The organism is Kitasatospora sp. NPDC056800, assembly GCF_042789775.1.
Classification (GTDB): domain Bacteria; phylum Actinomycetota; class Actinomycetes; order Streptomycetales; family Streptomycetaceae; genus Kitasatospora.
In genome coordinates this window covers 24,932-40,704 of record NZ_JBHUAL010000031.1, presented here as the reverse complement: position 1 = coordinate 40,704, position 15,773 = coordinate 24,932, and the positions used below count along the sequence as shown (strand labels likewise).

General features: G+C 73.8%; 17 protein-coding genes. 8 read left to right on the top strand and 9 right to left on the bottom strand.

From position 1 onward, the window contains the following. Positions 1-270: 270 nt before the first annotated feature. Together ACFRQN_RS10230 and ACFRQN_RS10225 are read right to left on the bottom strand one after the other, a co-directional pair. Positions 271-651 (bottom strand): winged helix-turn-helix domain-containing protein, encoded by a 381-nt coding sequence (locus ACFRQN_RS10230; RefSeq protein ID WP_198959425.1) that lies wholly within the window; start codon positions 649-651, stop codon positions 271-273. Positions 652-1,078: 427 nt separating this feature from the next. Beyond that, a complete protein-coding gene (locus ACFRQN_RS10225; RefSeq protein WP_380739614.1) occupies positions 1,079-2,713 on the bottom strand; it encodes an MFS transporter in 1,635 nt (544 codons plus the stop codon). A gap of 138 nt (positions 2,714-2,851) precedes the next feature. Between ACFRQN_RS10225 and ACFRQN_RS10220 the strand changes: the two genes are divergently transcribed. Beyond that, entirely contained in the window at positions 2,852-3,739 is an 888-nt protein-coding gene (locus ACFRQN_RS10220) for a sigma-70 family RNA polymerase sigma factor (protein ID WP_074004396.1), read from the top strand. 75 nt (positions 3,740-3,814) lie between these two features. Here the strand turns inward: ACFRQN_RS10220 and ACFRQN_RS10215 are convergent, their stop codons facing one another. Together ACFRQN_RS10215 and ACFRQN_RS10210 are read right to left on the bottom strand one after the other, a co-directional pair. Further along, on the bottom strand, positions 3,815-4,027 hold the full coding sequence (locus ACFRQN_RS10215; RefSeq protein WP_049649205.1) for a ferredoxin: 213 nt from the start codon (positions 4,025-4,027) through the stop codon (positions 3,815-3,817). Positions 4,028-4,079: 52 nt separating this feature from the next. Then, a complete protein-coding gene (locus ACFRQN_RS10210; protein WP_074004079.1) occupies positions 4,080-5,276 on the bottom strand; it encodes a cytochrome P450 in 1,197 nt (398 codons plus the stop codon). 224 nt (positions 5,277-5,500) lie between these two features. On the opposite strand from ACFRQN_RS10210, the gene ACFRQN_RS10205 reads away from it, so the two are divergent. The 5 genes from ACFRQN_RS10205 (at position 5,501) to ACFRQN_RS10185 (ending at position 9,671) form a co-directional block, all read left to right on the top strand. Beyond that, positions 5,501-6,388, top strand: coding sequence for a thioesterase II family protein (locus tag ACFRQN_RS10205; protein ID WP_380739612.1), 888 nt, complete (start codon positions 5,501-5,503; stop codon positions 6,386-6,388). Between the two features lie 13 nt (positions 6,389-6,401). Continuing rightward, positions 6,402-7,145 carry a tryptophan 2,3-dioxygenase family protein gene (locus tag ACFRQN_RS10200; protein WP_074004077.1) on the top strand — a complete coding sequence of 248 codons (744 nt, stop codon included), beginning with the start codon at positions 6,402-6,404 and terminating at the stop codon, positions 7,143-7,145. Between the two features lie 53 nt (positions 7,146-7,198). Beyond that, positions 7,199-7,810 carry a flavin reductase family protein gene (locus ACFRQN_RS10195; protein WP_380739610.1) on the top strand — a complete coding sequence of 204 codons (612 nt, stop codon included), beginning with the start codon at positions 7,199-7,201 and terminating at the stop codon, positions 7,808-7,810. A 128-nt stretch (positions 7,811-7,938) separates the two neighbouring features. After that, the gene (locus ACFRQN_RS10190; RefSeq protein WP_049649215.1) at positions 7,939-8,601 is read left to right on the top strand and encodes a nitroreductase; all 663 of its coding nucleotides are present in this window, start codon (positions 7,939-7,941) and stop codon (positions 8,599-8,601) included. A gap of 101 nt (positions 8,602-8,702) precedes the next feature. Continuing rightward, positions 8,703-9,671 carry an alpha/beta hydrolase gene (locus ACFRQN_RS10185; protein WP_380739608.1) on the top strand — a complete coding sequence of 323 codons (969 nt, stop codon included), beginning with the start codon at positions 8,703-8,705 and terminating at the stop codon, positions 9,669-9,671. A gap of 112 nt (positions 9,672-9,783) precedes the next feature. On the opposite strand, the gene ACFRQN_RS10180 is transcribed toward ACFRQN_RS10185, so the two are convergent. Together ACFRQN_RS10180 and ACFRQN_RS10175 are read right to left on the bottom strand one after the other, a co-directional pair. Continuing rightward, complete coding sequence (locus ACFRQN_RS10180; protein ID WP_380739606.1) at positions 9,784-9,924, bottom strand: hypothetical protein; 141 nt, start codon at positions 9,922-9,924, stop codon at positions 9,784-9,786. Next, the gene (locus ACFRQN_RS10175) at positions 9,924-11,096 is read right to left on the bottom strand and encodes an acetyl-CoA carboxylase biotin carboxylase subunit family protein (protein ID WP_375874556.1); all 1,173 of its coding nucleotides are present in this window, start codon (positions 11,094-11,096) and stop codon (positions 9,924-9,926) included. The genes ACFRQN_RS10180 and ACFRQN_RS10175 overlap by 1 nt, the downstream gene beginning before the upstream one ends. A gap of 39 nt (positions 11,097-11,135) precedes the next feature. Here ACFRQN_RS10175 and ACFRQN_RS10170 point away from each other — a divergent pair, with 39 nt between their 5' ends. Continuing rightward, positions 11,136-11,282 (top strand): hypothetical protein, encoded by a 147-nt coding sequence (locus tag ACFRQN_RS10170; protein WP_380739604.1) that lies wholly within the window; start codon positions 11,136-11,138, stop codon positions 11,280-11,282. Positions 11,283-11,327: 45 nt separating this feature from the next. Here the strand turns inward: ACFRQN_RS10170 and ACFRQN_RS10165 are convergent, their stop codons facing one another. Continuing rightward, complete coding sequence (locus tag ACFRQN_RS10165; RefSeq protein ID WP_380739602.1) at positions 11,328-12,278, bottom strand: DMT family transporter; 951 nt, start codon at positions 12,276-12,278, stop codon at positions 11,328-11,330. A 172-nt stretch (positions 12,279-12,450) separates the two neighbouring features. Beyond that, entirely contained in the window at positions 12,451-13,047 is a 597-nt protein-coding gene (locus ACFRQN_RS10160) for a cupin domain-containing protein (RefSeq protein WP_380739600.1), read from the bottom strand. Positions 13,048-13,272: 225 nt separating this feature from the next. Here ACFRQN_RS10160 and ACFRQN_RS10155 point away from each other — a divergent pair, with 225 nt between their 5' ends. Next, positions 13,273-13,980, top strand: a complete 708-nt coding sequence (locus ACFRQN_RS10155; protein WP_049649218.1) for a TetR/AcrR family transcriptional regulator — start codon at positions 13,273-13,275, stop codon at positions 13,978-13,980. Between the two features lie 102 nt (positions 13,981-14,082). Here ACFRQN_RS10155 and ACFRQN_RS10150 read toward each other — a convergent pair whose 3' ends face one another. Beyond that, a complete protein-coding gene (locus ACFRQN_RS10150; RefSeq protein WP_380739598.1) occupies positions 14,083-15,720 on the bottom strand; it encodes an amidohydrolase in 1,638 nt (545 codons plus the stop codon). Between the last annotated feature and the right edge of the window lie 53 nt (positions 15,721-15,773).

The following is a 15,773-nucleotide window of genomic DNA, read 5'->3' as shown; positions in this document are numbered from 1 at the left end:
AAGGAGAGTTCCGATGACGGAGGCCGTCGCCGAGATCCCCGCGTACACCGCGGGCACCTGGAGCATCGACAAGGCCGACCCGCACATCACCCCGGACGTCCAGGCCTCGCTCGACGCCTGAGCCCGGCCCGGCGGGACGCCCTCTGCCCGTGTGAGGTACGGGCAGAGGGCACCGGCCGCACGCCGGGGTGGCGGCGTGCCGGCTGTACGGCGTACGGGCTTCGCGGTGTGCCGCCCGCGCGGGGTGTCAGCCGCGGTCGGCGCCGCCGGTCACAGGCCGTCCGCCTCCAGGATGTAGCCGCGGCCCCACACCGTCCGGATGCAGAGGCCGACCTCGGAGATCCGCCTCCGCAGCCGCATGATCTGCAGGTCCAGGGCGTTCCTGGAGATCGCTCCGGTGGCCCGGACCACCTGCTGCTCCAGCTCGGCCCGGTACACCACCTCGCCGTAGTGGGCGACGAGTTCCTCCATGATCCCCACCTGGGTGGTGGAGATGGCGACCGAGTTGCCGCCGAAGCAGAGCACCCCGGTGGAGTCGACGGTCGGGACCCTGCGCCCGTACACGCGTTGGGACAGCGCCTGGATGCGCGCCTCGACGTCCCCGCGCGGGGCCGGCGACCTGATCCAGTCCTCCCCGGGGTCGACGCACACGGGAGCGTCATTGCCGGCCTCCACGACGAGCAGGCAGGGAATTCCCGCCTTTCGGCAGTGATTCCGTTTGTCCGCCTCGATGGGCCATCGTATTAACGTGACACCTTTGCTCAAGGGTGTCTCCCTCGTCAGAGAAAAAGGCAGTCTCGGCTTTCCTTGCTTTCTCGTACGAACCGCCCCGAAGGCAGTGGGAATCGACGCCCGGCGCGGCTCACGGCCGGGCCCGCGGCCTCCCGCCGGGGCGGGGCTCCGCAAGGCCCGGTTGCACACGTTCACCGACTGGTAAGCACACGTTTGCTGCTGGGCACTCGGCCCTCGGCAGCGCCGTGCCCGCCCCCCTGGAATCCGGGAGCGGGCGCGACGTACCGGTGGTTCGGACCACCTCCTACCTTGCCCGAGCTCTATCCGCGCACCCGCGTGACATGGGTCACGGACGGGGGCGCAGACCCTTTCCGGCCACCGTCACCTCGTCGGCGGACGAACCGCCCGCCGGTCGGGGTCCGGCCGGCTCCGGAGTACTCGACTCCGGGGTGGTCGGCTCCGGGGCCATCGGCAGCTGTCCGGCGCGCTGCCGGAACCCGGCCCAGGCCAGCACCGCCGCCACCGCCGTGGCCGCGGCGGCGATCCCGATCGACAGCTGGTAGCCGTGCAGGAAGGAGTCGACGGCCGGCTGCCGGAACGGCTCGCCGAGCGCCTCCACCACCGTGTGCAGCCGGCCGCCGCCGACCTCCCGCGACCGCTCCAGCACCTGGGCCCGCTGGGCCCCGTCCAGCCCGGCCGTCTTCTCCTGCCAGGCGGAGACCGCCGAGTTGACGCCGACGGCGCCCAGCACCGCGAGGCACACCGAACTGCCGATCTGCCGCGAGGCGTTCAGCACGCCCGAGGCGGCGCCGGAGGCCCCCGGGGGCACGTCCCGCATGGCCACGTGGGTCACGGCGGGCACGAAGGTGCCGAACCCGCCGCCGTACAGCACGTACCCGAGCGCGCTGACCGCGAAGGGCGTGGTCCCGGCCCGGCTGAGCAGGAACACCCCGACCGCGGCCAGCAGGATCCCCGAGACGGCCACCGTCACCGAGCGGAACCGCGAGTCCAGGCGGCCGCCGAACTGCGCCATGGTGAGGAACGGGATGTTCATGAACAGCCACGACAGCCCGGTGCGCAGCACCGACCAGCCCGCCACGTCCTGGAAGTACAGCGTCACCCAGAACAGCGCGCCGCTCATGCCGCCGTAGCACAGCAGGTAGATCCCCGAGGCGCTCGCGAAGCTGCGCGCGCGCAGCAGGGCGGGCGGCATCATCGGGTGCGGGGCACGGCGCTCCCACCCGAGGAAGGCCAGCAGCAGGACCACCCCGGCCGCCAGCGGGAACGCCACCACGGCCGAGCCCCACGGGTGGTCGGCGGACTCGACGAAGCCGAGCGTGAGGCAGACCAGCCCGAGCGCGCTGAGCACGATCCCCGGCACGTCGAGCCGGCGGGCCTGCGGGTTGCGCGACTCCCGCACCGCCAGGAAGGTGCAGGCGATGCCCAGGGCGGCGAACGGCAGGTTGATCCAGAAGACCGACTGCCAGCCGAAGAAGGTCAGCAGGATGCCCCCGCCGACCGGGCCCGCGCCGAAGCCGGTGCCGCCGATCGCCGCCCAGGCGCCGATCGCGGAGGCCCGCTGCTCCTTCGGGTAGGTCTCCGTGATGATGGACAGCCCCAGCGCGAGCATCGCGGCCCCGCCCAGGCCCTGCACCGCCCGGAAGGCGATCAGCGAGAGCGCGTTCCAGGCCACGGCGCAGGCGACGACGCCGATCGAGAAGACGACCATCCCGGTCAGGAAGATCCGCTTGCGGCCGTACCGGTCGCCGAGCGCCCCGCTGGCCGGGATGACCGCGGCCAGGCTCAGCGAGTACGCGCTGATCACCCACTCCAGCTCGGCGGCGCCCATGTGCAGTTCGCTCTGCATCGACGGGAGGGCCACGTTCACGATGGTCAGGTCGAGCGAGGTCATGAACGTGGCCATGCACATCGCGAACAGGGTCAGCCGCCGGCGTCGCGACTCCGTGAGGGAGAGGGTCATGGCCTCTCGCCCCTCCGGAGTCGTGTGATATGTGTGATACCCAGTGTGATCATCCCGCGCTCCAAGTAAGGTCCACGAACGACGGGGGCGGCTCGCCGCCCCCGTAGTGATGACCCCTCCCGACCGAGGAATGTGACCGTGCCCGACCACGATCGGCTGGCAGAGCAGTTCGAGCGGCACCGGCCGCACATGCGGGCCGTGGCGTACCGCATGCTCGGCTCGCACGCGGAGTCCGAGGACGCCGTCCAGGAGACCTGGATCAGACTCAGCCGCAGCGACGCCGACGAGGTGGCGAACCTCGCCGGCTGGCTCACCACGGTGATCGGCCGGATCTGTCTGAACATCCTCCGCTCCCGCGCCGCCCGGCCCGAGGACCCGGTCGGGGTGCACCTGCCGGACGTCGTCGTCGGGCAGGAGCCGTCCAACGGCCCGGAGGACGAGGCGCTGCTGAGCGACTCGGTCAGCCTCGCCCTGCTGATCGTGCTGGACACCCTCGCCCCGGCCGAGCGGGTCTCCTTCGTCCTGCACGACATGTTCCACCTGCCCTTCGACGAGATCGCGGCCGTCGTCGGGAAGACCCCGGCGGCGGCCCGCAAGCTCGCCAGCCGGGGGCGCCGCCGGGTGCAGGAGGAGCGCGAGGCGGACTCCGGCGGCGACTTCGCGACCCGCCGCACGCTGGTGAACGCCTTCTTCGCGGCGGCCCGGGACGGCGACCTGGACGGGCTGGTGGCCGTCCTCGACCCGGACGTCGAGCTGCGCGCGGACGGCGGGCCCGCCCTCGCCGCCGCCACCGCCTCGATCCGCGGCGCCCGGCCGGTGGCGGGGCGCGCCTCGCTGTTCCGCCAGGGCGGGGTGGCGGTCTTCCCGGTGCTGGTCAACGGCGTCCCCGGCGCCCTGGTCACCCGGGACGGCGCGCCGACCTCGGTCATGGGCTTCTCGGTGCGCGGCGGGCGGATCACCCGGATCCAGATCCTGCTGGACCCGGAGCGGGTCGGCGCGGTCGACTTCGCCGCCTTCACCGCGTAGCGGGGGCGGTCCGGGAAGGGTCCGGGAACGCCGGTGGGGCGCCTCCCTCGGGGGCGCCCCGGCTCGCTGCGCGCGCTACCGCTCCACCTCCGGCCCGACGCCGACGGTGATCGCCCGCGAGGGGCAGAGGTGGGCGGCCTGCCGCACCCGGTCCCCGAGTTCGTCCGCCACCTCCGCCCCGAGCAGCCGGACGGTGCCGTCCTCGTCCCGCTGGGCGAAGACCTCGTCCGCGGTGATCACGCACATCCCCGAGCCGATACAGCGCTGTCGGTCGACCGTCACCCGCATGGTTGTCCCTCTTCTCCGTTCGTTTCCGGATCCCGGGCCCCGCCCGGGATGCTCAGCGCGGGAGCAGCCGCACCGGCAGGGAGCTGTAGCCGTTGAGGAAGGCGGACCGGATCCGGGTGGCCGGCCCGGTCACCTCCACGCCGCGCACCGCCTCGGCCAACACGCCCAGCAGCGCCCGCAGTTCGACCCGGCCGAGGAAGGCGCCCAGGCAGAAGTGGGCGCCGTGGCCCAGCGCGACGTGCTTGTTCGGGGAGCGGGAGAGGTCGAAGGAGCGCGGCTCGGCGAACGCCCGCTCGTCGTTGTTGGCCGAGATGTTCCACAGCGACACGATGTCCCCCGCCCGCACCTCCTGGCCGCCGATCAGCTGGTCGCGGGTGGCGGTGCGGGCGAAGTGGAACGCCGGGGTGGCCCAGCGCAGGGCCTCCTCCACGGCGGAGTCGAGGTCCACCCGGCCGTCCCGGAGCGCCCGCCACTGCGCGGGGTTCTCGGCCAGCGCCTTGACCGTGCTGACGGCGGAGACCCGGGAGGACTCGTCGCCGCCGATGATCAGGCTGTAGCAGTTGAGCGCGATGTCGTCCAGGCTCAGCGGCTCGCCGTCGACCAGGCCGGTGGCGAGCGTGCTGATCACGTCCTCGCCCGGGGACTCGCGCCGCTGCTGCGCCAAGTCCATGAAGTACAGCACCAGTTCGTTGCGGGACTCGAGCGAGTCGAGCTCGTCCGCCCCGGTCAGCGCGCCCTTGCTCCAGTGCAGCAGGTCCGGCCGGTCCGCCTCCGGGACGGACAGCAGGTCGCAGATGGTGTTCATCGGCACGTGCTCGGCGACGTCGGTCGCGAAGTCCACGGTGTCCGCGTCGAGCGCGGCGCCGACCAGTCCGGCGGTGCGCCGCTCGACCTTGCGGGCCACGGTGTCGAGGACCTTCGGCGACAGCGCCCGCCACAGCAGCGCGCGCAGCCCGCGGTGGCGGGGGCGGTCGGTGACGGCGAGCATCCGGCCGCCGGCCGAGTCGTCGCCGCGCAGGAGCACGTCGAGCACGGTGCCGCGGCCCGAGGCGAGCGCGTCGGCGGCGCCGTAGCAGGCGACCACGTCGGCGTACCCGGCCACCACCCAGAAGCCCGGCCGGTCGGCCGCGGCGGCGTGCCAGTACACCGGCTCGTTCGCCCGTACCCCGGCGAAGAACTCGAAGGGATCGTGCGCCAGGAAGGTGCGTGAGTCGGTCAGGTCGAGCGAGGCGGTCACGGTTCGGCTCATCGTCCACAAACCCCACGGAAGACGGGAAACGCACTGCGTGCAGTGCTCGGCACGGGCCCGGTGACCGGATCCTCACAGAGGCCCGAACCGGCCCGCGCCAGTTGTGTCGGATCTCTTTCAGTTGTGTCAGAACTCTTTCGTGGCCGGTCCGGTCAGGGAGGAAGAGCCGAAAGATTGCGGACACCTGCCGAAGCACCCGTACTCCGAAGCGGAGGAGTTCCGTCATGCTTCGTACCCGCCGCGACCACTGCCTGCGGACACTGGTCCGAGCGCCCGCGGCCACGGCACGGCTGGTCTGCCTCCCGCACTCCGGCGGCAGCGCGGCCGGCTACGGCCCGTGGTCCACCGCCCTCCCCCCGACCGTCGAGCTGCTGGCGGTGCAGTACCCGGGGCACGGCGACCGCTTCGGCGAACCGCCGTCCACCGACGTGCGCGCGCTGAGCGCGGAGCTGGCCTCCGAACTCCTGCGCCTGCCGCCGCTGCCCACCGTGCTGTTCGGGCACAGCCTCGGGGCCCTCGTCGGCTACGAGACCGCCGTCACCCTCGGCACCCTGGGGCGCCCGCCGGCCGGCCTGCTGGCCTCCAGCTGCCCGCCGCCCGGCCGGGCCGGACGGATCCGGGCCGGCGGACTGTCCGACGAGGTCCTGTGGTCCCTGATCCGCTCCCTGGGCGGCATCGACCCGGACCTCCCCGAGGAGCCGGAGGTCGCGGAGGCCGTCCTGCCCGTCCTGCGCGCGGACCTCACCGCGCACGAGCAGTACCGGGTGGAGCCGCGGACCGCGCCGCTGGCCTGCCCGGTCCGCTGCCACCACGGCACCCTGGACCCGCTGGTCGACCGCGCCCTGGTCGCCGAGTGGGCGGCCGTCACCACCGGGCCGTTCAGCCTCCTCGAACGCGAGGGCCACCACTTCCACCTGTTCCAGCACCCCGAGGGCGTCCTCGCCGACCTCACCGCCTTCCTCGACGCGGTGACCGTCGACGCAGTGACCGTCGACGCGGCGGCCGCCCCGGCACCGCGCCTCCCGGCCCCGAGCACCGCCGACCCGAGCACCGCCGACCCGGGCGACTCCACCCCGGGCGACTCCACCCCGCGCCCGGCGCGGGCCCTCTGATGCGGAGCTGACCATGACCGAAGCCGTCACCGAGACGATGACCGACCTGACCTACTCCACCTACCTCCAGATGGACACCCTGCTCTCGCTCCAGCAGACCCGCTTCCCCGAGTCCACCGACCGGAGCGTCGCCCTGGCCGAGCACTTCTTCATCGTCGCCCACCAGTCCTGCGAGCTGTGGCTCAAACAGATCGTGGCCGACCTCCGGCTGGCCCGGGACCTCCTGAACGCCCCCGGCGACCCGGCCGGCGGAGCCGAGGACGGGGTCGAACTCCTCCAGCGGGCCGCCGAGTTGCTCCGCGTCCTGCACGAGCAGGTGATCGTCCTGGAACGCCTCCCGCTGCGGCACTTCGTCCGGTTCCGGCCCTACCTCGGCACCGCCAGCGGCGCCCAGTCGCAGCAGTTCCGGGTGCTCGGCCGGCTGCTGGAGGACGGCACCGAGACGAGCGAGCTGTACCGGGCCTTCCTGGCCGACGCCCACCGGCAGGGCCTGAGCGCCGCCGACGTCTGCCGCCTCGGCGTCGCCTGCGGCGGCCCGCACCGGGTCGCCGAGGCGCTGCTCGACGTGGGCAACGGCTACTGGCGCTGGAAGGTGGCCCACCTGGGCCTGGTGACCAAGATGGTCGGCGGGCAGCAGGGCACCGGCGGCACCTCCGGGGAGGACTACCTGCTGCGCCGGATCACCCTCCCCTTCCGCGACCTGCGGCAGCTGCGCGGCAACCCGCACACCGAGGTGCTCGCCACCAGCCCGGTGTAGCGGCCCTCCCGCTCACCGCCACCCCACCAGAAGCCCGTAGGAGCGACCGAGCCATGCTGCACGTCGACGTGGCATCCATGACCGCCCGCCAGCGCCAGCGCCTGCTGCTGTGGAGCGTGGTCCCCCGGCCGATCGCCATGGTGAGCACGGTCTCCCCCGGCGGGGCCGTCAACCTGGCGCCCTTCTCGTACTACACGGCCGTGGGCTACTCCCCGATGGCGCTGCTCTTCTGCGCCAGCCGGCGGGCCGACGGCACCGAGAAGGACTCCTGCCGCAACGCCCGCCTCCCCGCCGAGGGCGGCACCGGGGAGTTCACCGTCAACGTCCTGATCGAGAAGCACGCCGAGGCCGCCACCACCACGGCGAAACCGCTCCCGTACGGCGAGTCGGAGTACGAGCTGGCCGGGCTGCGCGCCCTGCCCGGGCACGCCGTCCGCTCGCCGCGCATCGACGGCTCGCCGCTCGCCTTCGAGTGCCGCACCTCCTCGGTGGTGCCGGTCGGCGACCACTCCGTGGTCATCGGCGAGGTCGTCCACGTCGTCGCGGAGGAGGGACTGGTCGACGAGACCGGCTTCCACCTCGACCTGGACCGGCTGGGGTCGGTCGGCCGGATGGGCGCCGCCGAGTACGTCCGCACCCTGGACCGCTACGCCGTCGGCGGCTGACACCCGTCCGGCGGGACCTCGGCCCCCGGCCGTCACCTCCTCCGCGCCCGAACCGTTGCAGCAACGGGACGCCCGGCAGTGCCGGACGCGGCCCCGGAACGGTCGGGCGAGGTGTGAGGACGCGGCTGGTGGACGTCTACGAGGCTGTCGAGACCCGTCGGGCGGTGCGGGGGTTCACCGACCAACCGGTACCGAGGGAGGTGCTCGAACGGGTGCTCGCGGCCGCGTCCCGCGCCCCCTCCGGCGCCAACCTCCAGCCCTGGCACACCTACCTGGTCACCGGGGAGCGGCTGGAACGGCTCAAGCGGCTCGCCGTCGCCCGCGCCTCCTCCGGCGACCAGGGCGACGACCCCGAGTTCGAGATGTACCCGCCCGAACTCAAGTCCCCCTACCAGGAACGGCGCCGGGAGGCCGCCGAACAGCGCTACCGCGCCTTCGGCATCCCCCGCGAGGACCGGGACGCCCGGCAGCGGGCCGTCGTCCGGAACTGGGACTGCTTCGGCGCGCCCACCGCGCTGTTCAGCTACATCGACCGGTCGATGGGCCCGGCCCAGTGGGCCGACCTCGGGATGTACCTGCAGACCGTCATGCTGCTGCTGCGCGCCGAAGGGCTGCACAGCTGCCCGCAGATGGCCTGGTCCGTCTACCACCGCACCGTCGCGGACGTCCTGTCGCCGCCCGCCTCCCTCGTGCTCTTCTGCGGCCTCTCCGTGGGCCACCCCGACCCGGCCGCCCCCCGCTACCGGGTGGGCCGGGCTCCGCTCGACCAGACGGTCACCATCCTCGACTGACCGCTCCCGACACCGCCTTGCCCCTTCACCGCCTTGCCCCTTCACCGTCCGACGGCTCCACGTCCGACGGCTCCACCGACGTACCGCGGAGGCAACCTCCCGTGCCCGAGAGCCCGGCCCCGACGCTCATACCCGGCCGCGCCCCCGTCCCCGTCTACCGGGGCATGGACCGCGCGGCCCTCGACCGCCAGTACACCCCCAGCCACCGCGTCCCCGACCTCCGGGCCTACCTGGACCGCTACGCACGGGACAGCGCGAACGCCCGCCGCCGCCACCCCGTCCTCACCGGCCTCCCGTACGGCCCGCACCCGGCCGAGACCCTCGACTACTTCCCCGCCCCCGACGGCCCCGACGGCCCTGACGGCCCGCCCCCGCTCCTGGTCTTCGTCCACGGCGGCAACTGGCAGGAACTGTCCAAGGACGACTCCGCCTTCCCCGCCCCGCCGCTGCTCCGGGCCGGCGCCGCCGTCGCGGTCGTCGGCTACGGCCTGGCCCCCGCCACCCGGCTGGACGACATGGTCGCCATGGTCCGGCGCGCCGTCCACTGGCTCCACCGCCACGCCGACGCCCTCGGCTTCGCCCCCGACCGCCTCCACCTGGCCGGCCACTCCGCCGGCGCCCACCTCGCCGCCATGGCCCTCCTCCCCCGCGTCCCCGGCACCCCCCACCACGGGCCCGACGTCTCCGCCGCGATCGCCGGCGCCACCCTGCTGAGCGGCATGTACGACCTGGAACCCGTCCGCCTCTGCTACGTCAACGACGCGCTCGCCCTCGACCCGGCCGCCGCCCACCGCAACAGCCCGCTGCACCACCTCCCGCCGCGCCTGCCCCCGGTCGTCCTCGCCCGCGGCGCCGACGAGACCGCCGAGTACGCCCGCCAGCACACCCTGATGGCCGCCGCCCTACGCCCCCGCACCGCCCTCACCGACCTCGTCGCCCCCGCCCACAACCACTTCTCCCTCCCCTACGCACTCGCCGCCCCCGGCTCCCCCCTCGGCACCGCCGTCCTGGCCGCACTCGCCCGCGGCAGGCCCCGGAGCGTTCCGGCCGGCCGTTCCAGGCAGGTGTGAAACCGCAGGCCGGAGGGGGTGGAACCGTTCCAGCGTCCCGACTCGGACGGCTGGCTCGGCGGACCGGTCGGACGCCGGACCAGAGTGCTGACCAGCGGTCGGCGCCGCACCGTCAGACCAGCCCGCCCGCCGAACGCAGGGCAGCCGGCGCGGTGTTGACCGCCTCCGTGGAGTGCTCCTCGCCGGTCAACCGCTGGTGGTAGCCCGGCCCGCCCGGGTCGCTCTTCGCGTTGACCAGGATCCTGTACGGCATCAGCACTCCTCCAGGTTCGCCATCAGCCAGGCCTCGGCCCGCAACAACCGTTCCTCGACCTGCTCCGCGTCGGCACCCGCGACGATCACGAAGCACAGGTGCGAGGCGCTGTAGAGGGTGACCGCCCCGGGCTCCAGTTCCTCGTTCACCTGGTAGTGCCGCACCCACGGGAACGGCGGCCGCCCCGGCGCACGTACCGGCCGCCCCTGCGGCAGGACGGACACCGAGCCGTGCACCTCGGTCGGCGGCGCGGCCGGCGGCGGCTGGACGGGCAGCCCGGCGGACTGGCGCAGCACCGAGGTGTGCAGGTCCACCCCGTAGGTGGCCCGGGTGAGCCACGGAATGCGGTCGCCGCCGACCCGCGAGGCGATCTCGCACATCACCAGCTCGTCGTCCGGTGTGTGGAACACCTCCAGGTGGTAGGCGCTGACCGGCGGGACGTCGAAGGCGGACAGCGTCCGGTCGAGGAACTCCTCCAGCCGCCGGGCCATCCCGCTCTCCGGGTGCAGCTGGACCGAGCCGTTGTTCTGCCCGGTGAAGACCCCGAGGCAGCTGCGCAGGTAGCGGGAGGAGGCGACGAAGCGGTAGCCGTCGCCGAGCACCGCGTCGACGTGGTACATCGGGCCGTCGACGAACTCCTCGGCCATCAGGTCCTCGCGCCAGCGCCGCCGGGCGAAGGCGAGCAGTTCCTCGTCCCCGTGCAGCACCGCGATGTCCCGCGAGCCGCCCTGGCTGACCGGTTTGACGACCACGGGGTAGCCGACCGCCTCGATGAAGCCGGTGAGGTCGACGACCGTGTCGAGCCGGGCCCAGCGGGCGGTCGGCACGGCCCGGCCGGCGACCTCCTTCATCACCGCCTTGTCGCGGAACGACCGGGCGCTGTCCGGGGTCTGGCCGCCCAGGCCGAAGTCCGCGCGCATCCGGGCGGCCCGTTCCAGGTCGTACTCGTTGTCGGTGATGATGTGGGTGAACGGCCGTTGCCGGTGCAGCCGGCGGATCGCCAGCTCCGCGTAGGGGACGGCGTCGGAGTCCGGGACGTACTCGTAACGGGCCAGCCGCTCGGTGTTCTTGAGCTCGTTCTGGCTGAACACCTGCAGCTTGTCGGCGAGTTCGGGGAACATCCCGGGGTAGTCGTGGCCCTGGCCGTAGTTGAGCACGGCGACGTTGGTCATGATGGGTCGGCCTCACAGTGGACGTGCGGTGCGGGAGGGGTGTCGGTCAGTGCGCCGGTGGGGGTCGGCGCGGGCGGTGCGCGGGGCCGCCGGAGCGAACACCGGTTCGGCGACTGCGCCGACGACATCGAGGACCTGATCGCCGACCAGCGGGAGACGGTCCAGCGGGCGGCGGCCGGAGCCTGAGGAGGGCGCGGACCGGCCGGGTCGAGCGTCCGGCCCTCCCGCCGGTCAGCGGTGGACATGGTTCGCCAGGAAGGTGCCGGCCGAGGCGAGGACCAGCCCGGCCAGGGTCAGCGCGCCGAGCGGCTGGTCGAGCAGCACCGCGGCGAAGGCGGCGGTGCACATCGGGACCAGGTAGAACAGGCTGCTGACCTGGCTCGTGCCGTGCCGCTGCAGCAGGTGGTAGAGCAGGCCCACGCCGACGATCGAGTTGATCAGCGCCGTCCACAGCAGCACCGGCCAGTACGAGGCGGTGAACTCCACGGACCAGCCCTCGACCAGCAGCGCGGGAACCAGCGCCGCCGCCGCGGCGGCCAGCAGCTGCACCGCGTTGCCGCCCACCGGCTCCATCCGCGCGCAATGGCGCTTCTGGTGGACGGTGCCGTACGAGATGCCGAGCAGGCCCAGCAACAGGAAGCCGAGGCCCAGCAGGTAGCCGCCGGACAGGTCGATCCGGTCCGCGACGGCCAGCGCGACGCCGCCCAGCCCGAGCACCAGGCCCAGGCACTGGCCGCGGGTGACCTGCTCACCGAGCAGCGGCACCGCCAGCAGCGATGTGGTCAGCGGGTAGAGCGCGATGACCAGCGCGGCGAGCCCGGAGGACACCCCGAGCTTCATGCCCATGTAGATGCTGGAGAACTGCACGCCCTGGACGAGCACACCCGCCACCGCCAGGTGCAGCAGCAGGCGCCCGCGGGGCAGGCGCTCCCGGCGGATTCCGGCGATCGCCAGCAGTACCAGCCCGGCGATCGCGAACCGCAAGGTCGCGAAGGTGTACGGCGCGGCGTGCCGCAGGCCGAGCTTGCCGGAGATGAATCCGGAGCTCCAGACCACCACGAGCGCCACACGCGGGGCCGCGCCGGTCCCCCGGCCCCGCCGCTCGTCGGTCCCCACGGGCGGGCCTGCGTCCGGGACGGCTTCGCGCGCGGCGCCCTCGAGCGGCGGGGTCGGCATCGTCATCTCCGAGCTCCTCTGGATCTCCTCGATTGTTCGATATAGAGCACCGTAGAGCAGAATATCGCTCACGTCGAGACGGGCAGTCCCCGCGGCGACATCCCGGGACCGAAACGCCGACTGCCCCACGGACCGCTGTCCGTGGGGCAGTTGGCGAGCAGGCGGCGACGCCCGGAAGTCAGTAGAGGCTGGAGAAGAGGACCCCCACCAGCTGGGCCGGCTCGTCCGTCTCGTTGCGGAAGCTGTGCGGATGGCCGGCCGAGAACTGGATGCTGTCGCCCGCTCCCAGCACGTGGTCCACCCCGTTGTAACGGACCACCAGCTCACCCCGGGTGACGGTGATCAGATCGGACCCCTCGTGCTGGAGGTCCTCGCCGAGACCGCTGTGCGGCGCGAAGTCACCGGTGACCACTTGGTAGCCGAGCTCCGGGGAGCGCACCACCCGGTAGACCACCCCCGGGGCCCGCTGGAGCTCCTCCTGCCCCTCCCGGGGGAACAGCGCGGGGGTCGCCCGCCCCCGGGAGAAGCCCAGGAAGGAACCGACGTCGTGGCCGAACACCCGGGCGAGCCGGCCGAGCCGTTCCAGCGCGATGTCGGTCTCCCCGCGCTCCAGCGAAGCCAGGAAGGAGACCGACAGCCCGCACTCGGCGGCCACCTGCCGCAGCGACATGCCGCGCTGGGTGCGCAGCCGCTGCAGCACCTCGCCGGGGCGCGGGAAGCCCAGCTCCGGATCGCGGGGTCCGGGAGCGCCGGTGGAGGGTGCCGAATCAGCCATGATCGCATCCTAGGCGCCGCAGACCTGCCCACCAATGCCCGTACGCGCCGCTCCCGGCCCTCGTCCGACGCGGCCCCGGAACCCGCCTCCCACGCCTCCCGCGCCTCCCCGCCGTCCGCGGCTTCGGCGCCCGGGCGGCCGCGTGCCGCACCGTCTCCTGCTGAGGCCGGGCTTCCGCTCCCGACCCCTGGTTTGTGTCAGCATCCTTGACATAACCTCGGGCGCATGACCGACCGCGTAGTCCCCGAGCCGCAACGGCGGCGGCGGCGCCCCACCAAGCAGGGTGTGGTGCTGTCCGCCGAGCTGATCGTCGACACCGCGATCCGGCTGATCGGCCGGCACGGCGCCGAGGCGCTCACGGTGCGGCGGCTGGGCGCCGCGCTCGGGGCCGATCCGAGCGCGGTCTACCGCTACTTCCACAGCACCGACGACCTGCTGCTCGCCGTCGCCGACGAGCTGATCGGCCGGGCCCAGCACGACTGGCGGCCCACCGGCGACTGGCGCGCCGACCTGCGCGCCATCGGCCTGCGCATCCACGCCAGTTACCTGGCCCATCCGCAGGCCGCCATCCTCGCCGCCCACCGCACCACCGGCCGCGCCCACGAGATCGCCGCCGTCGAGGCGATCCTCGGCGTCCTGCGCACGGCGGGCTTCCCGGACCCGGAGGCCGTCCGGATCTACCACGCCTTCGTCGACCAGAGCCTCGGCTTCGCCGCCCTGGACGCCGCCACCCTCGCCCTGCCGTCCGCCGCCCAGAGCGCCGACCTCGAGGTCTGGCAGGCCTCCTACGCCCGGCTCGACGCCGCCGAGCACCCCCACATCGCGGCCACCGCCCACCTGCTCACCGCCGACATGCGCCGCAGCGGCTACCCGTACGCCCTGGACCTGCTGCTGGACGCCGCCGAGGCCCGGCTGCGGGCCGCCGGGGGCTGAACCGCCGTCCACCGAACCCCCGATCCGGGGAACGCGAGGGCCGCCGGTGGTGGGCCCCCGTGCGCCCACCACCGGCGGCCTTCGTCCGGCCCCCTGCCGCGGTCAGTCCGCCGCGTGCACCAGCTCCCCGCCGACGTAGGTGCGCTCCACCCGGGCCTGCGCGATCTCCTCCGGCGGCCCGGTGAGGATGTCCCGGTCGAGCACCACCAGGTCCGCGAGCCGCCCAACGGCCAGCACCCCGGCGTCGTCGTGCCCGTTGAGGTACGCGCTGCCGGCCGTGTACGCGGCGATGGCCGAGCCCAGGTCGAGCCGCTGCTCGGGCAGGAAGACCCGCCCGTCGGTGGCCTCCGGCTCCATCCGGTTGACCGCCACGTGCAGCCCCGCCAGCGGGTCCGGGCTGCTCACCGGCCAGTCGCTGCCCGCCGCGAGGGTGGCGCCGGCCCGCTGGAGGGAGCCGAACGGGTACTGCCAGGCGGCCCGCTCCGGCCCGAGGAACGGGATGGTCAGCTCGTCCATCTGCGGCTCGTGCGCGGCCCAGAGCGGCTGGATGTTGGCGACGGCGCCGAGCCGGGCGAAGCGCGGGAGGTCGTCCGGGTGGACCACCTGGAGGTGGGCGAGGTGGTGCCGGGCGCCGCGCCGGCCGTTGGCGGTGCGGGCGGCTTCGATCGCGTCCAGCGCCTCGCGCACGGCCCGGTCGCCGAGCGCGTGGAAGTGCACCTGGAAGTCGAGCGCGTCCAGTGCGGTGACGTACCCGCGCAGGGCCTCCGGGTCGACGAAGCTGAGGCCGGAGTTGGCGGTGGCGCAGCCGCAGCCGTCCAGGTACGGGCTGGTCATCGCGGCGGTGAAGTTCTCCGCGATGCCGTCCTGCATGATCTTCACCGAGCCGGCCCGGAACCGTCCGTGGGCCAGTTCCGCGCGCCGCCGCACGAGGTCGGGGATCTGGTCGGCGCCGCGGTCCCGGTCCCACCAGAGCGCGCCGGTCACCCGGGCGGTGAGCGCGCCGGAGCGGGCGGCGGCCAGGTAGGCGTCGGACGGGTCCGGCTGGCCGTTGAACTCGCCGAGCAGCGCGTCCTGCCAGCCGGTGATGCCGAGCGAGTGCAGCAGCCGCTGGGCGCGGAGCAGTCCGGCCAGCCGGTCGGCGGCGGTGGCGGGCGGCAGCAGCCGGGCGACCAGGGCGGTGGCGCCCTCCTGGAGCGTGCCGCCGGGGGTGCCGTCGGCCTCGCGCTCGATCCGCCCGTCGGCCGGGTCGGGGGTGTCGGCGGTGAGCCCGGCGAGTTCCAGCGCCCGGGTGTTGGCCCAGGCGCCGTGGTGGTCCCGGTTGGTGAGGTACACCGGCCGGTCGGGGACGACGGAGTCGAGCAGCTGCCGGGTGGGCAGGCCGCCTTCGAAGCTCTCCATCGACCACCCGCTGCCGGTGATCCACTCCTGGTCCGGGTGGGCCTCGGCGTACGCCCGGATCCGCTCCAGGTAGTCGGCGACGCCGACCGTCCCGGTGAGGTCGCAGGAGGCCAGCTCGGCGCCGCCGAACACGGCGTGGATGTGCGCGTCCTGGAAGCCGGGCAGCAGCAGCTTGCCGGTGAGGTCGACGACCTCGGTCCGCGGCCCGATCAACTCCCGGACCTCGTCGTGCCCGACGGCGGCGATCCGCTCGCCGACGACCGCCAGCCCGCTCGCCCGGGTGCGGGCCGCGTCGCCGGTGTGGACGGGGCCGTGGGTGAAGACCAGATCGGCCTGGGTCATGGGTGGTGCTCCGTTCTCGCGTGGTCGTGCCTGGTCGTGCGTCGTACGGGCGG